We start from the raw sequence: 22,972 nt of genomic DNA on the forward strand, positions 1-22,972 counted from the left end.
TAGGCAGTCGCCGCCGGCGCGGCCGCGCGGCTAGCGCGAAGGGATGCTGAACAGGAAGACGATCAGGGCGACCACCAGCGTCGCGACGCCGATCACGATCCCGGCCACCGCCAGGCCGTAGCCCTCTTCCCGGGTCTGCTTGATCTGGTTGAGCGCGATCGTGCCCAGCACGATGCCCACGATCGAGCTGATGCCGCAGCAAAGCACGCCGGCAATCGACGTCACCAGTGAGGCGATTGCCAAAGTGTTCGTCCCGGCCCGCAATGCTCCGTAGCCGCCGCCCAGGTACTCCGATCCGGGGTATCCGGGGTAGTAGCCGCCGTGATACTGATACGGGTCTGGATAGGACGGTGGTCCGTAGCCGCCGGGTGCGGAACCATAAGGCGGCGGCATGGGCGGGTACGGCTGGTAACCCGGAGGCGGCTGGTAGCTCGGCGGCTGGTAGGCCGACGACGGATAGTCGACGGTCCCAGACGATGCCGGTGAGGCCCACGGAACGTGGTGAACCGGCTGCTCAGAGGGCTGCGTCGGGGGGTGCTCGCTGGCGGGTGGGCCGTCGGGTGCACTCTCGCCGGAGGGGCCGCCGGGAGCTGTCATGGTGATCAACCTAGCCTATGTGCCCGACCCGGGTACGGTCCCGAATCGGGCTTGCGGCCAGGGGATATGGGTGATCTGCAGGTACCGGACTTGACCTGGACATGAAACGATGGCCAAGGCAGAGGACAATGAGGAGCGATGACTAGCCCATTCCAGCCTGGACAGGTCCCTGGCGCTACGCCCGGCGGGGCGGGTGCGGGTCGCCGCGCCGTGCCCGGGTTACCGACTCCGCCCAAGGGCTGGCCGGTCGGCTCATATCCCACTTACGCCGAGGCGCAACGCGCCGTCGATTACCTGTCCGAACAGCAATTCCCGGTCCAGCAGGTCACCATTGTCGGCGTCGACCTGATGCAGGTGGAGCGGGTGACCGGCAGGCTGACCTGGACCAAAGTGCTTGGCGGTGGCGTGCTCAGCGGCGCCTGGCTTGGTCTGTTCATCGGGCTGGTGCTCGGCTTCTTCAGTCCTAACCCGTGGGGTGCACTGATCACCGGTCTGGTCGCCGGGGTGTTCTTCGGGTTGATCACGTCTGCCGTCCCGTATGCGATGGCGCGCGGCACCAGGGACTTCAGCTCCACCATGCAACTGGTGGCCGGCCGCTACGACGTGCTCTGCGACCCGCAAAACGCAGAGAAGGCGCGGGATCTGCTGGCGCGCCTGGCGATCTGACGTCGCCGCGGGGACAAGTGTGTTGTTGAGTCGTGGGCGCATCCGGCGTGCAGCAGCCGCGGTGCTGGGTGCGCTCATGACCGCGCCGGTGGTTTCGGGGTGTGGATCGGCCGGGAGCGGATTGGTGATCAGCTTCTATACGCCGGCCACCGACGGGGCGACCTTCACCGCCATCGCGCAACGCTGCACACAGCAGGCCGGTGGCCGCTACGTCATCCGGCACGTCAGTCTGCCCAGGTCCCCCGACGAGCAGCGGTTGCAGCTGGCCCGGCGGCTCACCGGCAACGACCACACCCTCGACGTGATGGGCATGGACGTGGTGTGGACCGCCGAGTTCGCCGAAGCGGGTTGGTCGGTGCCGCTGTCCGAGGACCCGGCCGGACTGGCCGAGGCCGACGCCACCGCCGACACCCTGGCGGGACCGCTCAAGACGGCGACCTGGAAACATCGGCTGTATGCCGAGCCCGTCATTACCAACACTCAATTGCTTTGGTACCGGCCCGATTTGGTGTCCCAACCGCCGGCCGACTGGAACGGCATGGTGGCCGAGGCGGCCCGGTTGCGCGCCTCCGGTCAGCCGAGCTGGATCGCCGCGCAGGCCAACCAGGGCGAGGGCTTGGTGGTGTGGTTCAACACCGTGCTGACCAGCGTCGGGGGACAGGTACTCGACGAAGACGGCAAGCGGGTCACCCTGACCGACACCCCCGAGCACCGGGCCGCCACCGTCGCCGCCCTGCGGGTGCTGAAGTCGGTGGCCACCGCGCCCGGAGCCGACCCGTCGATCAGCCGTGCCGAAGAAGGCACCGCCCGGCTGGCTTTCGAGCAGGGCAAGGCCGCGCTGGAGGTCAACTGGCCGTACGTGTTCGCTTCGATGCTGGAAAACGCAGTGAAAGGCGGAGTGCCGTTCCTGCCCCTCAACCGGATCCCGGAGCTGGCCGGCAGCGTCAACAACGTCGGGACGTTCGTGCCCACCGACGAACAGTTCCGCGTCGCCTACGCGGCCAGCCGGCAGGTGTTCGGTTTCGCGCCCTATCCCGGGGTGGTGCCCGGTCAGCCGGCCAAGGTGACGATCGGCGGGCTGAACCTGGCGGTTGCCAGAACAAGCCGGCACCGGGCCGAAGCATTCGAGGCCGTCAGGTGCCTGCGCGATCTGCCGAACCAGAAGTACGTGTCGATCGAGGGCGGCCTGCCGGCCGTGCGCACCTCGCTGTACTCCGATCCGCGCTTCCAGGCGAAATATCCGATGTATGAGATCATTCGCCGGCAGCTCACCGACGCCGCCGTGCGGCCCGCCACCCCGGCCTACCAGGCGCTGTCCATCCGGTTGGCGACTGCGCTGAGCCCGGTTACCCGGATTGACCCGGAGCGCACGGCCGACGAGCTCACCGTCCAGGCGCAGAAGGCCATCGACGGTAAAGGCCTGCTGCCGTGACGCGTCTTGACGGCGAGCGGCGGCTGGCGTTGCTGTTGGTGGCGCCCGCGGCGATCGTGATGCTGGCGGTGACGGCCTACCCGATCGGGTACGCGGTGTGGCTGAGCCTGCAGCGCAACAACCTGGCCACTCCGCAAGACACCGCGTTCGTCGGCCTGGGCAACTACCAGACGATCCTGACCGATCGGTACTGGTGGACGGCCCTGGTGGTGACGCTGGGCATCACGGTGGTTTCGGTGACGTTCGAGTTCCTGCTGGGTTTGGCGCTGGCGCTGGTGATGCACCGCACCGTGGTGGCCAAGAGCCTGGTGCGCACCGCCGTGCTGATCCCGTACGGCATCGTAACGGTGGCCGCGTCGTACAGCTGGTATTACGCGTGGACGCCGGGTACCGGGTATCTGGCCAACCTGTTGCCGCACGGCAGCGCGCCACTGACCCAGCAGATCCCGTCGCTGGGGGTGGTGATCGTTGCCGAAGTGTGGAAGACGACGCCGTTCATGTCGCTGCTGTTGCTGGCCGGATTGGCTTTGGTGCCAGAGGATTTGCTGAGTGCCGCCCAGGTTGACGGCGCCGGCGCGTGGCGCCGCCTGACCAGGGTCATCTTGCCGATCATGAAACCTGCTCTGGTGGTGGCGTTGCTGTTCCGGACCCTGGACGCGTTCCGGATTTTCGACAACATCTACGTGCTGACCGCCGGCGAGAACAACACCGGTTCGGTGTCAATCCTGGGCTACGACAACCTGTTCAAGGGTTTCAACGTGGGCCTGGGTTCGGCTATCAGCGTGCTGATCTTCTTGTGTGTGGCGTTGATCGCGTTCATCTTCATCAAGCTGTTCGGTGCCCATCAAGCTGAGGGCGCTCCGGGAGCTGGCGCCCGTGGCTGAATCTCTGGGCGCGCGGCGCTTGACGTTCTGGGTCGTTGTCGACGTTCTCGTGGTCGGGTACGCGTTGCTGCCCGTATTGTGGATCCTCAGTCTGTCACTCAAGCCGACGTCAATGGTCAAGGACGGCAAGCTGATTCCGGCGTCGATCACGCTGGACAATTACCGCGGCATCTTCCGCGGCGACTTCTTCAGCTCGGCGCTGATCAACTCGATTGGAATCGGCTTGATCACCACCGTGATCGCGGTGTTGCTGGGAGCGATGGCGGCGTATGCGATTGCCCGGCTGGACTTTCCGGGCAAGCGGCTGTTGATCGGAATGACGCTGCTGATCACCATGTTTCCGGCGATCTCGTTGGTGACGCCGTTGTTCAACATCGAACGCGCCGTGGGATTGTTCGATACCTGGCCCGGGCTGATCCTGCCCTACATCACTTTCGCGTTGCCGCTTGCCATCTACACGCTGTCGGCGTTTTTCCGGGAGATCCCATGGGATCTGGAGAAGGCGGCCAAGATGGACGGCGCGACGCCAGGGCAGGCTTTCCGCAGAGTGATTGTGCCGCTGGCGGCTCCGGGCCTGGTGACGGCGGCCATCCTGGTGTTCATCTTCGCCTGGAACGACCTGCTGTTGGCGTTGTCGTTGACGGCCACCCAAGCCGCCATCACCGCTCCGGTGGCGATCGCCAATTTCACCGGCAGCTCACAATTCGAGGAGCCGACGGGATCGATTGCGGCCGGCGCGGTGCTGATCACGATCCCGATCATCGTGTTCGTTCTCATTTTCCAACGACGCATCGTCGCCGGGTTGACCTCCGGTGCTGTGAAGGGATAGCGCGATGGCAGAAATTGTGCTCGAGCATGTCAACAAGAGTTATTCCGACGGTCATGTCGCGGTGCGCGACCTAAGCCTCACCATCGCCGACGGAGAATTCCTGATTCTGGTCGGCCCGTCCGGCTGTGGTAAGACCACAACGCTGAATATGATTGCCGGACTTGAGGATATCTCGTCGGGCGAACTGCGCATCGGTGGCCAGCGGGTGAACGAGAAAGCGCCCAAGGACCGCGATATCGCCATGGTCTTCCAGTCGTATGCGCTGTATCCGCACATGAGCGTGCGGCAGAACATCGCGTTTCCGCTGACCTTGGCCAAGCTGAAGAAGGCCGATATCGCGGCCAAAGTCGAAGAGACGGCCAAAATCCTCGATCTGAGCGGGCTGTTGGATCGAAAACCTTCGCAATTGTCGGGTGGGCAGCGGCAGCGGGTCGCGATGGGCCGGGCAATCGTGCGCCACCCCAAGGCATTTCTGATGGACGAGCCGCTGTCAAACCTGGACGCCAAACTGCGGGTGCAGATGCGCGGTGAGATCGCCCGGCTACAAAAGCGGCTGGGCACCACCACCGTCTACGTCACCCACGACCAGACCGAGGCGATGACGCTGGGCGACCGGGTGGTGGTGATGCACGGCGGAGTGGCGCAGCAGATCGGCACCCCCACGGAGCTTTACGAGCGGCCGGCCAACCTGTTCGTCGCGGGCTTCATCGGCTCGCCGGCGATGAACTTCTTTCCCGCCACGCTTACCCCGATCGGTCTGACGCTGCCGTTTGGTGAGGTGACGCTGGCACCGGAGGTGCGCGAGGTCATCGCGCAGCATCAGCGGCCGGCAAACGTCATCGTCGGGATACGGCCCGAGCACATCGCCGATGCCGCGCTGATCGACGGCTACCAGCGCATCAGGGCACTGACCTTCGAGGTGACCGTCGACCTGGTCGAGTCGCTGGGTTCGGACAAATACGTGTACTTCAGCAATGCCGGCTACGACGTGCATTCGGCCCAGCTGGCCGATCTCGCCGCCGAGTCCGAGGCGCGCGAAAACGAGTTCGTGGCACGGGTTCCCACCGAATCCAAGGCTGCGATCGGACAACCCATCGAATTGGCATTCGACACCGCCAAGCTCGCCGTGTTCGACGGGGACTCGGGGGCTAATCTGACGATCCCGGTGTCCGCGGCGCCGTGATACTGGACCAGGTACGCACGCATCTGCGCAGCCACTTCGACGCCGAGCCGGACTCGGCGAGTGTGACCTTTCTGGGTACTGATCCCGTCGAGGTGCTGCGCTTTCGTTCGGCGACAAGCGAATTGGTGCACTACGTGTCGCTGGGCTGCTCGCGACACCCGATGGTCGATCCGGCTGAGGTGCTGGTCGACCAGTCTGATGGGCCGCGCGCCGAGGTGGTGCTGTGTCTGCGTCGGGCCGAGCCGGCGGCCGGGCTGGTGCGCAGCATCGCGCTGCTGGCTGCGACCCCGGCCGTCGAGGGCGTGGTACTGGTCGCCGACGCGCTGATCGACCTCGGGTCGCCGCTGTGGGCCGGGGCTGCGTTTACCGCGATATTGTTGGGCCACAGTGATATTCCCGACTTGCCGGTAGCGCCCGACCCGGTGCGTTTCCTGTCCGCGACGCCGATCACCGCGACCGAGGCGGCATGGGTGCGGCTCAAGGGTGCCGAGGCGATGCGACAGGCCTGGCGGCACGACGGTGTGGACGTGCTGGATCCGAATCGTCCTGCCGCACAACCGCGTTGACTGTGTACCCAGGGCGGCCGCGCGGCGGAAATTCCGCCCTGGTTGCACGCTCGAAGCCAAGGACGCACATTCGACTTGCGTCGTTAGAGCCAGTCTCGCTTGCGGAAGCTGATGTAGAGCAACACGCAGATCATCACCATCGCGCTGACCACTACCGGGTAGCCCCACTGCTCGTTGAGCTCAGGCATGAACTTGAAGTTCATCCCATAGATGCCGGCGACCATGGTGGGCACCGCGACGATACCGGCCCACGCCGAGATCTTGCGCATGTCCATGTTCTGCTGCATGCCGACGCGGGCCAGCGCGGCCTGCACCAGCGAGTTCAGCATGTCGTCGTAGGCCACGATCTGCTCGGCGGCCTCCGTCTGATGGTCGGCCACGTCACGCAGATAGCGCCGGACTTCCTTGGAGATGACGTCCTTGTTCTCGGTCTGCATGCGCTGGAACGCCCCCGACAGCGGGGCCACACACCGGCGCAGCTCGACCACTTCGCGCTTGAGCAGGTAGATCGGTTCGACGTCGATTTTGCGGCCGGGAGCGAATGCGACCACCTCGATGCTGTCGATGTCGTCTTCCATCAAGGTGGTCACGCCGAGGTAGTGGTCCACCACATAGTCGGAAATGGCGTGCATCACCGCATAAGGCCCCAGCCGCAGGTGCTCGGGGTCGCAATCCATCTTCTTACGCACCTCGTGCAGTCCGCCGTGCTCGCCGTGGCGGACCGTGACGACGAAGTCCTTGCCGACGAAGATCATGATCTCGCCGGTTTCGACGATCTCGCGCGCCAGTACCACCGATTCGTGCGGCACGTAGTTGACCGTCTTGAGCACGAAGAACAGCGTGTCGTCGTATCGCTCCAGTTTGGGCCGCTGATGGGCGTGCACGGCGTCTTCGACGGCCAATGGGTGCAGCCCGAAAACGTCTGCCACTTCCTGCATTTGGGCCTCGTCGGGTTCGTGCAGGCCAATCCAGACGAATGCGCACGGCTCTGTCTGCTCGGAATGGCCGCCGCCGGCGCGCGCGACTTCGCGCACCTTGGCCAGCGCCTCGGTGTAGGGATACTTGCCGGGCAAGCGGTGGCCGTCGACGTAGACACCGCAGTCGACCAGGGCTTCGGCCCGGCCGCCAATGGGATGCTCGTGCGGTTCGTGCACCTTGGGCCGCGCGACGGGTCTTAGAGCTTCAGGCAATGCGTCGAATCCTGGGAACACGTCAACCCTCCGATCGCAGCTCAGCTCTGGCCGGGCGGTGGTCCATGGTACGCGTCTTCGCGTAACGGAGCGCGACGAAGCGCGCTGGGTAGCGGACCGGAGATTTGCGCAGCGACGTGGTGCGCTAGTTTCGACGCGAACCCCATCCGCATGACCTCCATAGGAGCAAACCGACGTGAGCGCTAGTCCGCTAAAGGTCGCCGTCACCGGTGCCGCCGGTCAGATCGGCTACAGCCTGTTGTTCCGTCTGGCCAGCGGCTCGCTGCTGGGCCCCGACCGCCCGATCGAGCTGCGCCTGCTCGAGATCGAACCCGCGCTCAAGGCGCTCGAGGGTGTCGTGATGGAGCTCGACGACTGCGCGTTTCCGCTGCTGTCCGGGGTGCAGATCGGCGCGGACGCGAACAAGATCTTCGACGGGGTGAACCTCGCGCTGCTGGTGGGTGCCCGTCCGCGTGGGCCGGGCATGGAGCGCGGCGATCTGCTCGAGGCCAACGGCGCGATCTTCACCGCGCAGGGCAAGGCGCTGAACTCCGTGGCCGCCGACGACGTCCGCATCGGCGTGACAGGCAACCCGGCCAACACCAACGCGCTGATCGCGTTGAGCAACGCCCCCGACATCCCCAAGGAGCGGTTCTCTGCGCTCACCCGGCTGGACCACAACCGGGCGATCTCGCAGCTGGCCAAGAAGACCGGCGCCGCGGTCACCGACATCAAGAAGGTCACCATCTGGGGCAACCACTCGGCCACCCAGTACCCGGACATCTTCCACGCCGAGGTGGGCGGCAAGAACGCCGCCGAGGTGGTCAACGACCAGGCGTGGATCGAGAACGACTTCATCCCCACCGTCGCCAAGCGCGGCGCGGCGATCATCGATGCACGGGGCGCCTCCTCGGCCGCCTCGGCCGCGTCGGCGACCGTGGACGCCGCCCGCTCCTGGCTGCTGGGCAGCCCGGACGGTGACTGGGTCTCGATGGCCGTCTACTCGGACGGCTCCTACGGCGTGCCGGAGGGCATCGTCTCGTCGTTCCCGGTGACCACCAAGGACGGCAACTGGTCGATCGTGCAGGGTCTGGAGATCGACGAGTTCTCCCGCGGCCGCATCGACAAGTCCACCGCTGAGCTGGTCGACGAGCGCAACGCGGTCACCGAGCTGAAGCTGATCTAGCGGCGTCGGCGAGCGCAAGCGCCGGCTGCGGCGTGATGGGGCGGCGCCTCAGCCGTCTTGGCCATGCTGGCCATTGGCGCCAGTAGCCCCCTGAGCGCCGGGGCCACCCGGGGTGCCCTGGTTCAAGCCTGCTCCGGCGGCGCCGCCGGTGCCGCCGGAGCCGCCGCTACCGCCGAAACCACCGACAGCACCGGTGCCGGCGGTACCGGCCTGGCCGAACAGTCCGCCCGCACCGGCCGCGCCACCGTTTCCGCCCGCGCCACCGGCCCCGCCGTCACCGCCGGCGCCGCCGTCGCCGCCGTCGCCGCCGTCGCCGCTGTTATAGGGTCCGCCGCTACCCGACGCGATCCCGCCGTCGTTGCCTTTGCCGCCTGCGCCGCCGTGCGCACCGATGCCGCCGTCGCCGCCGATGCCGCCCATGCCGCCGTCGCCGCCCATGCCGGTCAGTAGGCCGCCGCGACCGCCGGCTCCCCCGAAGCCGCCTGCTCCACCAGCGCCGGCCGAGGCGCCGACACCGCCCGTACCTCCGTCGCCGCCGTTGCCGCCGATGCCTTTACCAAAATCCGACTGGGCGTTACCGCCTTTGCCGCCGTCGCCGCCGGCACCTCCGATACCGCCGGTTCCACCGGCACCACCAGCGCCGCCCGTAGCGTCGCCAGAGCCGGCGGCCTTGCCGAGGCCTCCGACGCCGCCGGCACCGCCCGCGCCGCCCGCGCCGCCAGCACCACCGGCACCGCCAATGCCTCCAGTGGCGTTGGCGTCCAGAGCCGGGGTGCTTTGGCCTACGCCACCGGCACCGCCGTCGCCCCCGTTCGCGAAGCTGCCGCCACTGCCGCCCGCCCCGCCGGCGCCTCCGAAGACTGGGGTGTTGCTGCTGACGGCCAGCCCGTCACCTCCTATGCCGCCGGCGCCGCCACCGATGCCAGGGTTGACGCCGTTGCTGCCGGGTCCGGCGTTACCGCCGTTGCCGGCCAAGTTGTCCAGCCCGTCGGGGCCTTTGGACGCCTGTTGTACCTGGTTGGGCACCGGATTCACCGCGTTTGCGCCGGTTGTGCCGGCTCCGCCCGCCCCGCCGGCCCCGCCGTTGCCCCACAGCCCGGCGCTGCCGCCGGCTCCGCCGTTACCGCCGCTGCCGCCGACCACCGTCGCGTCCCCACCAGCGCCACCGGCCCCACCGGTGCCGAACAACCATCCGCCATTGCCGCCGGCGCCGCCGTTTGCGCCGGGCCCGCCGGTTCCGCCGGCCCCGCCAATGCCGATCAGTCCGGCAGCGCCACCGCGACCGCCGGCCTGGCCAGGGGTGGTCGTCGAACCACCAGCGCCGCCATTGCCGTACAGCAACCCGCCGTCCCCGCCGTTTTGTCCTGGTCCGCCATTGGCGCCGTCGCCGATCAGCGGGCGACCCAATAGCAGCTGGGTAGGCGCATTGACGACGTCCAGCGCCTGTTGCAGCGGCGAGACGCTGGCCGCCTCGGCGGCGGTGTACGACCAGGCGCCGGTGGTCAACGCCCGCATGAACTGTGCATGGAACGCGCTGAACTTGCTGCTGACCGCCTGATATTCCTGTGCATGTCCGGCGAATAACGCCGTAACCGCCGCTGATATGTCGTCCGCGCCGGCGGTCAGCATAGTCGTGGTGGGAAGGGCCGCCGCCGCGTTGACCGCACTCAACCGTGACCCAAGGTCGTCCAATTCCGTTGCCGCTGAAGTTAATAGCTCTGGCACTACCGCCACATACGACATCGCTGTGCTCCCCGATTGAGTCACTATCGAATAGTCGGCCGGGCCACACCTTATAGCAGCGCCTCGCCAAAAAATCCACGATTTGGTCAAATGCATAGACGATGCATTTCTTTGACAACCGTCGGCCCGCGCGCCAACCCGTCGGTTTCGACGGGATCGGGCCACGTACCCTCGAACCCGTGCCAAGAATCGACCCGCCGACACAAATCGCCATCGGAAACGACGAGATCTTCGACGCCCACGTAGGCGGCAAGCTTTCGGTAGGGCTGAACGCACCGCTGGACACCAAACGCGCGCTGTCGATCGCCTACACCCCGGGCGTAGCCCAGGTGAGCCGCGCGATCGCCGCCGATCGCACCCTGGCTGCCCGCTACACCTGGGCGAACCGGCTGGTGGCCGTCGTCAGCGACGGCAGCGCGGTACTAGGCCTCGGCGACATCGGGCCGGCGGCGTCGCTGCCGGTGATGGAAGGCAAGTGTGCCCTGTTCAAGCAGTTCGCCGGCCTGGACGCGATCCCGATTGTGCTGGACACCAAGGATCCCGACGAGATCGTCGAGACGCTGATACGCCTGCGGCCGACGTTCGGCGCGCTCAACCTCGAGGACATCTCAGCACCGCGTTGCTTTGAAATCGAACGACGGGTCATCGAGGCGCTGGACTGCCCGGTGATGCACGACGACCAGCACGGCACCGCGATCGTGGTGCTCGCCGCGCTGATGGGTGCCACCAAATTGCTCGGCCGGGACATGTCCTCGGTGCGGGTGGTGGTTTCAGGGGCCGGGGCGGCCGGTGTCGCATGCACGAATCTCCTTATGGCTATGGGAGTTTCGGACATCACCGTGCTCGATTCGCGCGGTATCCTGCAGGCTGGGCGCACCGACATGAACAGTGTGAAGGCCGATCTGGCGCAACGCACCAATCCCGACGGTCGCACCGGCGGGCTGATTCAAGCGCTCGACGGAGCCGACGTGTTCCTCGGGCTGTCGGGCGGTGTGGTTCCCGAAGAATGCATTGCCACCATGGCGCCGGACGGAATCGTGTTCGCGCTGTCCAACCCCGACCCCGAAATCCATCCCGACATCGCGGCCAAGTACGCGGCGGTGGTGGCCACCGGCCGCAGCGATTTCTGCAACCAGATCAACAATGTGCTGGCCTTCCCCGGAGTGTTCCGGGGGGCGCTGGACGCCGGAGCGCACCAAATCACCGAAAAGATGATGGTGGCGGCCGCCGAGGCGATTTACTCAGTCGCCAGCGACGACCTCGCGCTGGACCGGATCGTCCCGAGCCCCCTGGATCTGCGGGTGGTGGAAGCCGTCGCGGCCGCGGTGGCCTTTGCCTCAGACACCGCGGGGTGAGAATTCTCAGGCTGGCGGCCCCGTTGCTGGCCCTGCTCGTCGCGGTGGCCGGTTGTGCAGGTCAAAGCCGCGACCAGCGCCCCGAGTTGGTGGTTGGATCCGGGCCGGACGCCCAGTCGAAATTGCTGGCCGCCATCTACGTCGCTGCGCTGCGCTCATATGGGTTTGCTGCTCGTCCCGAGTCCGCGGCCGACCCGATGGCGAAATTGGACTCCGGGGTGTTCACCGTCGTGCCGGCCTTCACCGGTCAGGTATTGGTGAGTTTGCAGCCGGGCGCCTCGGCTCTGTCTGACAAGCAGGTCTACCAAGCGATGAACTCCGCGCTGCCCGAAGGTGTGGCCGCCGGCGACTACACCACCGCCGCCGAGGACAAGCCCGCGCTGGTGGTAACCGCGGCCACCGCCCAGGCCTGGGGCGGCAGCGACGTGAACCTGCTGGCGCGCCACTGTGACGGGCTAGTTGTCGGCAGCATCAGTGGCGCCGGCCCGCCATCGGGAGTGGGCCCTTGCCGGTTACCCGCGCCGCGTGAATTCCCTGACGACACAAACTTGTTCGCCGCACTGCGGGCCGGTGAACTGACTGCGGCGTGGACCACCACCGCCGACCCGGCCATCCCCCCGGAACTGGTGGTGCTGGCCGACGGGAAGGACGCGCTGATCCGCGCGGAGAACGTGGTCCCGCTCTATCGGCGCAACGCCCTGACCGACCGGCAATTGTTGGCGATCAACGAAGTCGCCGGCGTGCTGGACACCGCGGCGCTGACCGACATGCGCCGCAAGGTGGGCGCCGGCGCCGACCCGCAGGCGGTGGCCGGCGCGTGGCTGGCGGAGCACCCGCTGGGGCGTTGAGGACCGGCCGTCGAGCCTGCGTCCACGGCGCCGGGTCTCAGCGGTGCGCAGCGGGTACCAAGCGGCCCAGCACCGGCATGAACAGCCGCTGATATCCCGAACCGGTCAACCGCACGACGATGTCGAGCACCTTGGCGTCCGGGCCGACCAGGACGCGCGCCTTGTTCTTTCGCACCGCGGCCAGAATGATCTTCGCCGCCCGCTCCGGGCTGGTGTGGGCCACCCGCTTGTCGAACAGTTTGGCCAGTTCCTCAGCGTCCAGGCCTTCGGCGGCGGTCGCGTTGCGGGCGATCGACGTCTTGATGCCGCCGGGATGCACGGTGGTCACGCCGACTGGATGGCCGGCCAGGATCATCTCCTGGCGCAGCGCCTCGGTGAAGCCGCGGACGGCGAACTTCGCCGCGTTGTAAGCCGCCTGCCCCGAGCAGGAGAACAGGCCGAAAACGCTGGAAACATTGATGACATGCCCGTCCCCGGAGGCGATCAGGTACGGCAGGAACGCCTTTGTGCCATTGAGTACGCCGCCCCAGTCGACGTCCATCACGCGGTCTATGTCTTTGAATTGGCAGACCTCGACGTCGCCGGTGTGGCCGATGCCGGCATTGTTGTATATCTGGTTCACCTTGCCGAAGTGCTCGTTGACGGCGTCGGCGTAGGCGAGGAACGCCTCGCGTTCGGTGACATCGAGCCGGTCGGCCTTGACCGGCGCGCCGATCGCCTTCAGCATTTTCTCGGTTTCGGCTAGTCCTTCGGTATCGACGTCGCTGATCGCCAGCTTGGCGCCGGAGCGGCCGAGCTCCAGGGCCAGCGCCCGTCCGATGCCTGAGCCGGCGCCGGTGACGACGGCGACCTTTCCGGCGAACCCCTCCATGAACAGCCTCCCTATTCCGTTGCGATCGAGGTTAGCCGGTACCGGTGGTTCCGCTTACCACGGGGCCGAACAACGAGCGTTAGCCGTGCTGACCGGAGTTGCCGTTGACACCCGCGATGCCATCGATGCCCGGGGCACCGGACTTCGTCGACCCAGAGCCCCCGACACCGAGGTCCCCGAATGCACCGCCGCCTCCTCCGGACCCGCCGATACCACCCTGACCGCCGTTGCCGCTGGCGCCCGACTGGCCGAAGAACCCGCCGGAGCCCCCGACTCCGCTGCCGCCGCTGGCGCCGCCGTTGCCACCGGTGCCGCCGGCGCCGCCGTTGCCGCCGTCGCCGCCCGCGCCGCCGTCGCTATTGCCGGTTGTGGCCGTGCCCTGCCCGCCGCTGCCCGCGTCACCCCCGCCGGCCCCGTCGCCACCCACGCCGCCCATACCGCCGATACCGGCATTGCCACCATTACCGCCGTTACCGAAGAGTCCGCCTGCGCCGCCGGCTCCGCCGGTACCGCCCGCGCCTCCGTTGCCGCCGTTGCCGCCGTTGCCGCCGTTGCCGCCGTCGCCGCCCGCACCGCCGGTCGCGGACACGGTGTCGGCGTCGGCCTCCCCGCCATTGCCACCAAGGGCGCCCTGGCCGCCGATCGCGCCGGCACCTCCGGTGCCGCCGGTGCCGCCGGACCCGCCGGCACCACCGTTGCCGATCAGCAGACCGCCGCGGCCACCGTTTCCGCCGGCGCCGCCGACGCCACCCACGCCACCAGACGCGCCCGTTCCACCGTCACCGCCAAGGCCGCCGTCACCCCCGAACGATGGACCGCCTAGAGACGAAGTGGCTTTCCCGCCGTCACCGCCGGCGCCACCGGCACCGCCAAAGGCGATCCCCACGGTCCCGTCGCCGCCGGAACCCGCTGTGGCAGTACCCGCCTTGCTGACCGCACCACCACCATCACCACCGGCCCCGCCGATACCGCCGACACCGCCGTTGCCGCCGTTGCCGGCGGTAGCATTCCCGCCGGTCGAGTCGGCCGAGCCGCCCAGACCGCCACTGCCGCCGACGGCGGCGAAGGCGCCGTCGGCGCCGCCTTGACCGCTGGTGGCGATGGCATCGCCGGCGCTGTTGACATCGATGCCCTTGGTCCCGGTGGCCGCTTGGCCGTTGATGGGGAGGTTTACACCGTCGGCGCCGGTGAGTCCGGTTCCGCCGTGTCCGCCGGCACCGCCGTTGCCGAACAGCAAGGCATTGCCGCCGCTGCCGCCGGCAGCGCCGGTCCCGCCCGCCCCGCCGGCGCCGCCATTGCCGTACAGCAACCCGCCGCTGCCTCCGTTGCCGCCCCCCGCGCCGGCTCCACCGGCCCCGCCATTGCCGCCACTGCCGAGCAGCCCGGCGCTACCGCCGTTGCCGCCTGCCTGGCCGGCCACCCCATTCCCGCCATTGCCGCCATTGCCGAACAACACGCCGCCGGCCCCACCGGGCTGCCCGGGGCCCCCGTTGGCTCCGTTGCCGATCAGCGGACGGCCCAGCAGCGTTTCGGTGGGCGCGTTCACCACTCCCAGCACACCCTGCTCGAGAGCCTGCAACGCCGACGTGTTGGCGGCTTCGGCGCTCGCGTAGCTACCGCTTGCTTGGCTCAAGAGCTGGGCGGATTGCGCCTGGATGGCCAACACCTGCCTGCTCAGCGCCTGATAGGTCTGTCCATGCTGGGAAAACACCGCCGCGATCGCGCGCGACACTTCGTCGGCACCGGCGGTCAGCACCCGGGTGGTGGGCGCCGCCGCGAAATTCGCCGCAGTGAGGCGCGCCAGAATATGGTCCAAATCCCTTGCCGCGGAATCTAACAGCCCGGGGACCACCATCGTGTATGACATCAACACTCCCAGTTGTGTTGGCCGACGCGACGGGAACGATACCCAAGCCCGCGAGCAGTGGGAGCGCGTTAGGCGAAAGCGGTATCCAGGATTTCCTGCTGCTCGACGGCGTGCACCTTCGACGAGCCCGACGACGGCGCCGACATGGCCCGGCGAGAAATCCGCTTGATGCCGCTGAGCTTTTCGGGCAGTACCTCCGGCAGGGTGAGCCCCAGCGACGGCCATGCGCCCTGGTTGGCCGGCTCCTCCTGCACCCAGAAGTACTCGTTGACGTTTTCGTAGCGGTCCAGCGTCTCGCCGAGCCGCCGCCGCGGCAGCGGCGCAAGCTGTTCCAGCCGAACGATCGCAATGTCGTCGCGCTTGTCCTTGGCCTTTCGCGCCGCCAGCTCGTAGTAGAGCTTTCCGCAGGTCAACAGGATGCGGGTGACCTTGCTGCGGTCGCCGATGCCGTCCTCGTAGGTCGGTTCCTCCAGCACCGAGCGGAACTTGATCTCGGTGAAGTCCCGGACATCGCTGACCGCGGCCTTGTTGCGCAGCATCGACTTGGGGGTGAACACGATCAGCGGACGCATCACCCCGTCCAGGGCGTGGCGGCGCAACAAGTGGAAGTAGTTCGACGGCGTCGAGGGCACCGCGATCGTCATCGAACCCTCGGCCCACAGCTGCAGGAAGCGTTCGATCCGGCCCGAAGTGTGGTCGGGTCCCTGGCCCTCGTGGCCGTGCGGCAGCAGCAACACCACCGTCGACAATTGGCCCCACTTGGCCTCACCGGAACTGATGAACTCGTCGATGATGGACTGCGCGCCGTTGACGAAGTCGCCGAACTGCGCTTCCCACAACACCACGGCCTCCGGGTTACCCACGGTGTAGCCGTACTCGAAGCCCACCGCGGCGTACTCCGACAGCGGTGAGTCGTAGACCAGGAACTTGCCGCCGGTCGGGGTGCCGTCCTTGCTGGTCGCAAGCAGTTGCAACGGGGTGAACTCGACACCGGTGTGGCGATCGATGATCACCGAATGCCGCTGGGAGAAGGTGCCGCGCTTGGTGTCCTGTCCCGACAGCCGCACCAGCTTGCCTTCGGCCACCAGTGACCCCAGCGCCAGCAGTTCGCCGAACGCCCAGTCGATCTTGCCTTCATAGGCCATCTCCCGGCGCTTCTCCAGCACCGGCTGCACGCGTGGGTGTGCGGTGAACCCGTCGGGCAGCGCCAGGAAAGCGTCGCCGATGCGGGCCAGCAGCGACTTGTCCACGGCGGTGGATAGCCCGGCCGGAAGCATCTGGTCGGCCTCGACCGACTCGCTGGGCTGCGCGCCGTGCTTTTCCAGCTCGCGGACCTCGTTGAACACGCGCTCCAGCTGGCCCTGGTAGTCGCGCAGTGCGTCCTCGGCTTCCTTGATGGAGATGTCGCCACGGCCGATCAGGGCTTCGGTGTAGCTCTTGCGGACCCCGCGCTTGTTGTCGACGACGTCGTACATGGACGGGTTGGTCATCGACGGGTCGTCGCCCTCGTTGTGGCCACGCCGGCGGTAGCACAGCATGTCGATGACGACGTCCTTCTTGAACCGCTGCCGGAAGTCCACCGCCAGGCGCGCCACCCACTCGCAGGCTTCCGGGTCGTCGCCGTTGACGTGGAAGATCGGTGCCCCGATCATCTTGGCGACGTCGGTGCAGTACTCGCTGGACCGGGAATACTCCGGCGCGGTGGTGAATCCGATCTGGTTGTTGACGATGATGTGGATGGTCCCGCCGACCCGGTAGCCCGGCAGGTTCGTCAGGTTCAGCGTCTCGGCGACCACACCCTGGCCGGCGAAGGCGGCGTCACCGTGCAGCATCATCGGCACCACCGAGAAGCGCTCTTCGCCGCCGCCGTCGATCAGATCCTGCTTGGCCCGAACCAGGCCCTCCAGCACCGGGTCCACGGCTTCCAGGTGCGACGGGTTGGCGGTCAGCGAGACCTGAATGTCGTTGTCGCCGAACATCTGTAGATAGATGCCGGTGGCGCCCAGGTGGTATTTGACGTCGCCGGAGCCGTGCGCCTGGGACGGGTTGAGGTTGCCCTCGAACTCGCTGAAGATCTGCGAGTAGGGTTTGCCGACGATGTTGGCCAGCACATTGAGCCTGCCACGGTGCGGCATCCCGATGACCACTTCGTCGAGGCCATGTTCGGCGCACTGGTCGATCGCCGCGTCCATCATCGGGATCACGCTTTCGGCGCCTTCGAGCGAGAATCGCTTCTGCCCAACGTATTTGGTCTGCAGGAAGGTTTCGAAGGCTTCCGCAGCGTTGAGCTTGCTCAGAATGTACTTCTGTTGTGCCACAGTCGGTTTGACGTGCTTGGTCTCGACCCGCTCCTCGAGCCATTCCTGCTGTTCGGGGTCGAGGATGTGGGTGTACTCCACGCCGATGTGGCGGCAGTAGGCGTCGCGCAGCAGGCCGAGGATGTCGCGCAGCTTCTTGTACTGCGCGCCGGCGAAGCCGTTGACTTTGAACACCCGGTCGAGGTCCCACAGCGTCAGGCCGTGGGTGAGCACCTCGAGGTCAGGGTGACTGCGGAATCGGGTGGTGTCCAACCGCAGCGGGTCGATGTCGGCCATCAGGTGACCGCGATTGCGATATGCCGCAATCAATTCCATGACGCGGGCGTTCTTGTCGACGATCGAGTCGGGGTTGTCGGTGCTCCACCGGATCGGCAGGTACGGAATGCTCAGTTCGCGGAAGATCTCGTCCCAGAAGGCATCCGAGAGCAGCATCTCGTGGATGGCGCGCAGGAAGTCGCCGGACTCTGCGCCCTGAATGATGCGATGGTCGTAGGTCGAGGTCAGGGTGATCAGCTTGCCGATACCCAGTTCGGCGATGCGCTCCTCGCTGGCGCCCTGAAACTCCGCCGGGTACTCCATGGCCCCGACGCCGATGATGGCGCCCTGGCCGGCCATCAGCCGCGGCACCGAGTGCACGGTGCCGATGGTGCCGGGGTTGGTCAGCGAAATGGTCACTCCGGCAAAGTCTTCGGCGGTCAGCTTGCCGTCGCGCGCGCGCCGGACGATGTCTTCGTAGGCGGTGACGAACTGCGCGAAGCGCAGGGTTTCGCAATCCTTGATGCCGGCCACCACCAGGGAGCGCTTGCCGTCCTTGCCCTGCAGGTCGATCGCCAGGCCCAGATTGGTATGCGCCGGTGTGACGGCGTTCGGCTTGCCGTCGACCTCGGCGTAGTGCCGGTTCATGTTCGGGAACTTCTTGACCGCCTGCACCAGCGCGTAACCCAGCAGGTGGGTGAAGGAGATCTTGCCGCCGCGGGTGCGCTTGAGCTGGTTGTTGATCACGATCCGGTTGTCGATCAACAGCTTGGCCGGGACGGCGCGCACGCTGGTTGCGGTCGGGACCTCCAGCGATGCGGACATGTTCTTTACGACGGCTGCCGCGGCGCCGCGCAGTACCTGCACCTCGTCGCCCTCGGCGGGCGGGGGAGTGGCGGCCTTAGCCGCCGGAGCTGCCGGAGCGGCCGGAGCCGCCCCAGCAGGCGCAGCCTTGGCAGGTGGAGCGGCTGGCGCCGCCTTGACGGTCGGGGTTCCGTTACCGGCAGGAGCGGCAGCGGGGACCTTGGCTGGGGCAGGTTCGGGGACCGCGTCGGTCGTCGATTCGGGGTTGTAGTCAACCAGGAACTCGTGCCAGCTCGGGTCGACCGAAGAGGGGTCGTCGCGGAACTTGCGATACATCTCCTCGACCAGCCACTCGTTTTGCCCGAATGGTGAACTTATGTTGGCCACGGCCGCTGTTCGCCTCGATTCTTTTGTCCTGCGACTGCTTGCATCCCGGTTGGCTGGGCACGTCACACCCGACGCGGTGACCCATAAAGGCTATCGCTTCGCTCGGGATCCGCCAGAGAGACCGGGTAACCGCGCGCTAGCTGGCGTCCCGAACCGGCGGCAGTACGCGCAAAGTGACCGGCCAGCGTGCCGGCGGGGCGCCGAACGCGGATCGCGCATTGCGCACGATCTTTCGGCCCACCAGGCGGTTCCCGATCGCACCCACGATCGCGCCGATGCCCATCGGCAACAGTTTGCCGAACATCAGCGCGCCACGCTTCAGCGCGAACCGCTTGACGAAGTACTTGAGCATTTTCGAATTCAGCTTCGATATCGCCGGCAGCGGCAGCGAGGCCATGCTTTCCGACACCCAGCCGCCGGTGGTGCGGCCGGAACCGATCACCTCGGCCACGGCATTCTTGCCGCTGTCGCCCACCAGCACCGCCAGCATCAAGGCCCGGCGCCGCTCGCGGTGGTCGAGCGGTATCCCGTATACCGAGGCCAGCGCCAGCACCAGCAGCGCGGTGGCTTCGAGGAACACCGCGGTTTCGCCGGCGGCCGCAGACAATGCCGCGATGGTGCCGATCCCGGGGAACGTCGCCGCGGCACCGACGGCGGCGCCGCTGGCCGTCACCACCGACACGAACCGCTTCTCCAGCTTGGTGACGATCTCGGCAGGACTGGCACCGGGGTGGGTGCGGCGCAAACGGTCGACGTAGGCCTCGGCGGCCGGGCTCTGGATCCGCGAACTACGTTCGATGACCTGCGCCAGGGCCCGCGTGGAGGTCTTGGCCCGGCCGGTGGTGGCGGCCAGCTCCGGTTCCAGCTCAGACTTGCGCTCAGACCTGCTCGAGGTCCGACTCCAAGATGGGCTTCGTCGAAGGCTCATATTCTCTCCTGCTAATGGCGTCCCTTTAGGCTAACGCCCGGTTGACGAATAGCCGGAATAATGCAGGCTGGACAACGGCCGGCGACGATGCGAGGTGTGTTTATGACCACGGCGACGAGCGGCGCAGCCGGGGACAGCAACGCCTGGCATGCGCTGTGGGCGATGATGATCGGCTTCTTCATGATCATGCTCGACTCGACCGTCGTCGCCATCGCTAACCCGACGATCATGGCCCAGCTGCACATCGATTACGACACAGTGGTCTGGATGACCAGCGCCTATCTGCTGGGCTATGCGGTGTTGCTGCTGGTGGCCGGCCGACTCGGCGATCGGTTCGGCACCAAATACCTGTACTTGATCGGCCTGGCGGTGTTCACCGTGTCGTCGTTGTGGTGCGGGTTGTCGGGCAGTGCCGGCATGCTGATCGCCGCCCGGGTGGTGCAAGGGATGGGCGCGGGGCTACTGACTCCGCAGACCCTGTCGACGATCACGCAGATCTTTCCCGCCCAGCGCCGCGGTCTGGCGATGAGCGTGTGGGGTGCCATCGCCGGCGTAGCAAGCCTGGTAGGGCCGCTGGCCGGCGGGCTGCTGCTGGACAGCCTGGGCTGGGAATGGATCTTCTTCGTCAACGTGCCGATCGGCATCGTCGGCCTGGTGTTGGCGTTCTGGCTGCTACCGGTGCTGCCCACCCAGGTGCGCGGTTTCGACTGGCTTGGGGTGGCGTTGTCGGGGGCCGGCATATTTTTGATCGTCTTCGGACTGCAACAGGGCCAGTCCGCCCATTGGGAGCCGTGGATCTGGGCGGTGATCGTCGCCGGCGTGGGCTTCATGTCGGTGTTCATCTATTGGCAGGCGCTCAACCGGCGCGAGCCGCTGATCCCGTTGCGCATCTTCCGCGACCGCAACTTCACGCTGTCCAATGCCGGCGTGGTCGTTATCGGGTTCGCCCTGACGGCAGGAATGCTGCCGCTCACCTTCTACATGCAGTCGGTGTGTGGGTTGTCAGCAACTCGCTCGGCCTTGCTGATGGCGCCGATGGCGATCAGCAGCGGGCTCATGGCGCCGGTTGTGGGCATGCTCGTGGACCGGGTGCATCCACTGCCGTTGCTCGGATTCGGTTTTTCGTTGCTGGCGATTGGGCTGACCTGGCTGGCCTTTGAGATGGACCCGGCAACGCCCATCTGGCGAGTGGTGTTGCCGTACTGCGTGATCGGCGTGTCGATGGCGTTCGTCTGGACGCCGCTGGCCACCACCGCGACCCGCAACCTGTCGTTCGATGTGGCTGGCGCGAGTTCGGGCGTTTACAACGCCACCCGGCAGCTGGGCGCGGTGCTCGGCAGCGCGGGCATGGCCGCGTTCATGACGTCGCGGATCGCCGCCGAGGTGCCTGGAGCCGGGACCGACGGTGGATCACCCGTCCGGGACAGCACCGCGGTGCAGTTGCCCGAGTTCCTGCGCCAGCCGTTCTCTGATGCGATGGCGCAATCGACGCTGCTGCCCGCGTTCGTCTCGTTGTTCGGGATCGTTGCGGCGCTTTTCCTGGTCGGCTTCACCGGTTCGGCGCGCGCCGGCGGGTCTCGCGCTGCTGACGCCTTCGGCGACTTTGACGACTTTGACGACTATGGCGATTACGACGATGCCTACGACGACGACGAGTACGTCGAATTCATCGTTCGTCGCGAGAGTTCCCCGTACGAACAGGTCCACAACGGTTCGCACGTCGAGGACGCCTTGTTTGATCGCCCGGTCGGCGGTGGTGCGCTGCCGCCGGCCGCGCACTGATCCACGTCGCCGGGCTCGAATACGTCCATTGCAAACTTTTTCGTGCGGCAAATTGTGGTAAGCGTTTGTGCATGATGTCGAAAATGCCACGGGGCAACGGTCCGGCGTTCCGAAAAGAATAACTGCGCCGGCGCGGTATCCGGTGCCATAGTGGGCCGTCGTGTTCGAGTCGCGACGCCAGTGGCGACTTCTCAAGTGCGCCAGTGAATTTCCCACTGCGCGGGCGATGCCGATCAGCGGACTGGATGGCCGCCGGCGGGAGCTGCTGACCAGGCCGGTTCCGGCCGGCTGAGGGTCTTCGGGGTGCGGGCGGGACTGGGCACTTTGTCCATGTCGCGGGCCAATCGTGACCGTCCGCATCACGGGGTATGCCCGCGATGCCGCACCACCCCGGTGTAGCCGAAATTGGGTACGCCTCGCGGGAAAATGAATTGAAAATGAAATTGGGCATTTTAATTTCTAATAACCGTGGATTTTCTTTGCGAGCTGCGCGAATACTGTCCGAAGGCCAAATCGGGTCCGGGTGATGGGAGCCGCAGATGTCGTCATACGTGATCGTCGCACCGGATGCTATGGCGGCAGCGTCGCAGCAATTGACCGGGCTCGGGTCGGCGATCCAGGCTGCCAACTCCGCGGTGGCGGCCTCCACCACCCAAGTGCTGGCCGCGGGTGGCGATGAGGTGTCGGCGGTTATCGCCCGGCTGTTCGGCAGCTACGGACAGGACTATCAGGCCTTCAGCGCGCAGACGGCGGCCTTTCATGAGCAGTTCGTCCGGGCGCTGACGGTTGGCAACAACGCCTACGCGACGGCCGAAGCCCTCAATGCGTCACCGCTGCAAACCATCGAGCAGCTCATCCTCGACGTCATCAATGCGCCCACCAATATCTTGCTCGGGCGCCCTCTGCTCGGCAACGGCACCGACGCCGCGCCCGGCAGCGGTGGACGCGGCGGAGACGGCGGGATATTGATCGGCAATGGCGGCAGTGGTGGATCCGGGGCGACGGGTCAAGCGGGCGGACGCGGCGGCAACGCCGGTTTGTTCGGTTGGGGGGGTGTCGGTGGGGCCGGCGGCACCGGCGCTCCGGGCATGGCAGGCGCTCCCGGCGGCAACGGCGGCGCCGGCGGCTTTCTCGGCGGTAACGGGGGCGCCGGCGGAGTAGGCGGCGCTGGCGGGGCGGGCAGCATCGGCATGAACGGCGGCTTTGGCGGCCCTGGGGGCAATGGTGGAGCGAATCTGGCGTTGCTGGGTTGGGCCGGCGGGGCGGGAGGCGCCGGCGGGG

General features: G+C 67.0%; 18 protein-coding genes. 11 read left to right on the top strand and 7 right to left on the bottom strand.

Annotated features, from left to right (window positions below):
- Window positions 1-30: 30 nt before the first annotated feature.
- Entirely contained in the window at window positions 31-597 is a 567-nt protein-coding gene (locus tag AWC27_RS01965) for a DUF4190 domain-containing protein (protein ID WP_085668946.1), read from the bottom strand.
- 138 nt (window positions 598-735) lie between these two features.
- Between AWC27_RS01965 and AWC27_RS01970 the strand changes: the two genes are divergently transcribed.
- Genes AWC27_RS01970 through AWC27_RS01995 form a run of 6 tightly spaced genes read left to right on the top strand, consistent with a single transcriptional unit; the run spans window position 736 to window position 6,157 of the window.
- Window positions 736-1,263 (top strand): YflT domain-containing protein, encoded by a 528-nt coding sequence (locus tag AWC27_RS01970; protein WP_085668947.1) that lies wholly within the window; start codon window positions 736-738, stop codon window positions 1,261-1,263.
- Between the two features lie 19 nt (window positions 1,264-1,282).
- Complete coding sequence (locus AWC27_RS01975; RefSeq protein WP_139836707.1) at window positions 1,283-2,695, top strand: extracellular solute-binding protein; 1,413 nt, start codon at window positions 1,283-1,285, stop codon at window positions 2,693-2,695.
- A complete protein-coding gene (locus AWC27_RS01980) occupies window positions 2,692-3,579 on the top strand; it encodes a carbohydrate ABC transporter permease (protein WP_245846784.1) in 888 nt (295 codons plus the stop codon). The genes AWC27_RS01975 and AWC27_RS01980 overlap by 4 nt, the downstream gene beginning before the upstream one ends.
- Before the next feature lie 4 nt (window positions 3,580-3,583).
- Window positions 3,584-4,408, top strand: coding sequence for a carbohydrate ABC transporter permease (locus AWC27_RS01985; RefSeq protein ID WP_085668960.1), 825 nt, complete (start codon window positions 3,584-3,586; stop codon window positions 4,406-4,408).
- Between the two features lie 4 nt (window positions 4,409-4,412).
- Complete coding sequence (locus AWC27_RS01990) at window positions 4,413-5,591, top strand: ABC transporter ATP-binding protein (RefSeq protein WP_085668948.1); 1,179 nt, start codon at window positions 4,413-4,415, stop codon at window positions 5,589-5,591.
- 2 nt (window positions 5,592-5,593) lie between these two features.
- Window positions 5,594-6,157, top strand: coding sequence for a suppressor of fused domain protein (locus AWC27_RS01995; protein ID WP_085668961.1), 564 nt, complete (start codon window positions 5,594-5,596; stop codon window positions 6,155-6,157).
- Window positions 6,158-6,240: 83 nt separating this feature from the next.
- Here AWC27_RS01995 and corA read toward each other — a convergent pair whose 3' ends face one another.
- On the bottom strand, window positions 6,241-7,368 hold the full coding sequence (gene corA, locus AWC27_RS02000; RefSeq protein ID WP_085668949.1) for a magnesium/cobalt transporter CorA: 1,128 nt from the start codon (window positions 7,366-7,368) through the stop codon (window positions 6,241-6,243).
- Between the two features lie 175 nt (window positions 7,369-7,543).
- On the opposite strand from corA, the gene AWC27_RS02005 reads away from it, so the two are divergent.
- On the top strand, window positions 7,544-8,533 hold the full coding sequence (locus AWC27_RS02005) for a malate dehydrogenase (protein WP_083114624.1): 990 nt from the start codon (window positions 7,544-7,546) through the stop codon (window positions 8,531-8,533).
- Between the two features lie 48 nt (window positions 8,534-8,581).
- Here the strand turns inward: AWC27_RS02005 and AWC27_RS02010 are convergent, their stop codons facing one another.
- Window positions 8,582-10,276 (bottom strand): PE family protein, encoded by a 1,695-nt coding sequence (locus AWC27_RS02010; protein WP_085668950.1) that lies wholly within the window; start codon window positions 10,274-10,276, stop codon window positions 8,582-8,584.
- Between the two features lie 179 nt (window positions 10,277-10,455).
- Here AWC27_RS02010 and AWC27_RS02015 point away from each other — a divergent pair, with 179 nt between their 5' ends.
- Both AWC27_RS02015 and AWC27_RS02020 read left to right on the top strand, forming a co-directional pair.
- Entirely contained in the window at window positions 10,456-11,631 is a 1,176-nt protein-coding gene (locus AWC27_RS02015; RefSeq protein ID WP_245846786.1) for an NAD(P)-dependent malic enzyme, read from the top strand.
- Window positions 11,628-12,479 carry a glycine betaine ABC transporter substrate-binding protein gene (locus AWC27_RS02020; RefSeq protein WP_085668952.1) on the top strand — a complete coding sequence of 284 codons (852 nt, stop codon included), beginning with the start codon at window positions 11,628-11,630 and terminating at the stop codon, window positions 12,477-12,479. The genes AWC27_RS02015 and AWC27_RS02020 overlap by 4 nt, the downstream gene beginning before the upstream one ends.
- Before the next feature lie 37 nt (window positions 12,480-12,516).
- Here the strand turns inward: AWC27_RS02020 and AWC27_RS02025 are convergent, their stop codons facing one another.
- The 4 genes from AWC27_RS02025 to AWC27_RS02040 all read right to left on the bottom strand — a co-directional run bounded on the left by AWC27_RS02025 (window position 12,517) and on the right by AWC27_RS02040 (window position 19,909).
- Window positions 12,517-13,350: an SDR family NAD(P)-dependent oxidoreductase gene (locus tag AWC27_RS02025; RefSeq protein WP_083114617.1), complete on the bottom strand. Its 834-nt coding sequence runs from the start codon at window positions 13,348-13,350 to the stop codon at window positions 12,517-12,519.
- 79 nt (window positions 13,351-13,429) lie between these two features.
- Complete coding sequence (locus AWC27_RS02030) at window positions 13,430-15,217, bottom strand: PE family protein (protein ID WP_085668962.1); 1,788 nt, start codon at window positions 15,215-15,217, stop codon at window positions 13,430-13,432.
- Between the two features lie 68 nt (window positions 15,218-15,285).
- Entirely contained in the window at window positions 15,286-18,981 is a 3,696-nt protein-coding gene (locus tag AWC27_RS02035; RefSeq protein WP_085668953.1) for a multifunctional oxoglutarate decarboxylase/oxoglutarate dehydrogenase thiamine pyrophosphate-binding subunit/dihydrolipoyllysine-residue succinyltransferase subunit, read from the bottom strand.
- A 136-nt stretch (window positions 18,982-19,117) separates the two neighbouring features.
- The gene (locus tag AWC27_RS02040; RefSeq protein ID WP_085668954.1) at window positions 19,118-19,909 is read right to left on the bottom strand and encodes a hypothetical protein; all 792 of its coding nucleotides are present in this window, start codon (window positions 19,907-19,909) and stop codon (window positions 19,118-19,120) included.
- A 102-nt stretch (window positions 19,910-20,011) separates the two neighbouring features.
- Here AWC27_RS02040 and AWC27_RS02045 point away from each other — a divergent pair, with 102 nt between their 5' ends.
- Window positions 20,012-21,691, top strand: coding sequence for a DHA2 family efflux MFS transporter permease subunit (locus tag AWC27_RS02045; protein ID WP_085668963.1), 1,680 nt, complete (start codon window positions 20,012-20,014; stop codon window positions 21,689-21,691).
- A 539-nt stretch (window positions 21,692-22,230) separates the two neighbouring features.
- On the top strand, window positions 22,231-22,972 hold a 742-nt coding region (locus AWC27_RS02050; RefSeq protein WP_139836708.1), incomplete at its 3' end, for a PE family protein.

It is taken from the genome of Mycobacterium szulgai, assembly GCF_002116635.1.
Taxonomy (GTDB): domain Bacteria; phylum Actinomycetota; class Actinomycetes; order Mycobacteriales; family Mycobacteriaceae; genus Mycobacterium; species Mycobacterium szulgai.

Excerpts from the sequence above, each read along its gene's own strand:
- AWC27_RS01965 (WP_085668946.1), bottom strand. The coding sequence starts at position 597 with ATGACAGCTCCCGGCGGCCCCTCCGGCGAGAGTGCACCCGACGGCCCA.
- AWC27_RS01970 (WP_085668947.1), top strand. The coding sequence starts at position 736 with ATGACTAGCCCATTCCAGCCTGGACAGGTCCCTGGCGCTACGCCCGGC.
- AWC27_RS01990 (WP_085668948.1), top strand. The coding sequence starts at position 4,413 with ATGGCAGAAATTGTGCTCGAGCATGTCAACAAGAGTTATTCCGACGGT.
- AWC27_RS02010 (WP_085668950.1), bottom strand. The coding sequence starts at position 10,276 with ATGTCGTATGTGGCGGTAGTGCCAGAGCTATTAACTTCAGCGGCAACG.
- AWC27_RS02025 (WP_083114617.1), bottom strand. The coding sequence starts at position 13,350 with ATGGAGGGGTTCGCCGGAAAGGTCGCCGTCGTCACCGGCGCCGGCTCA.
- AWC27_RS02030 (WP_085668962.1), bottom strand. The coding sequence starts at position 15,217 with ATGTCATACACGATGGTGGTCCCCGGGCTGTTAGATTCCGCGGCAAGG.
- AWC27_RS02040 (WP_085668954.1), bottom strand. The coding sequence starts at position 19,909 with ATGAGCCTTCGACGAAGCCCATCTTGGAGTCGGACCTCGAGCAGGTCT.
- AWC27_RS02045 (WP_085668963.1), top strand. The coding sequence starts at position 20,012 with ATGACCACGGCGACGAGCGGCGCAGCCGGGGACAGCAACGCCTGGCAT.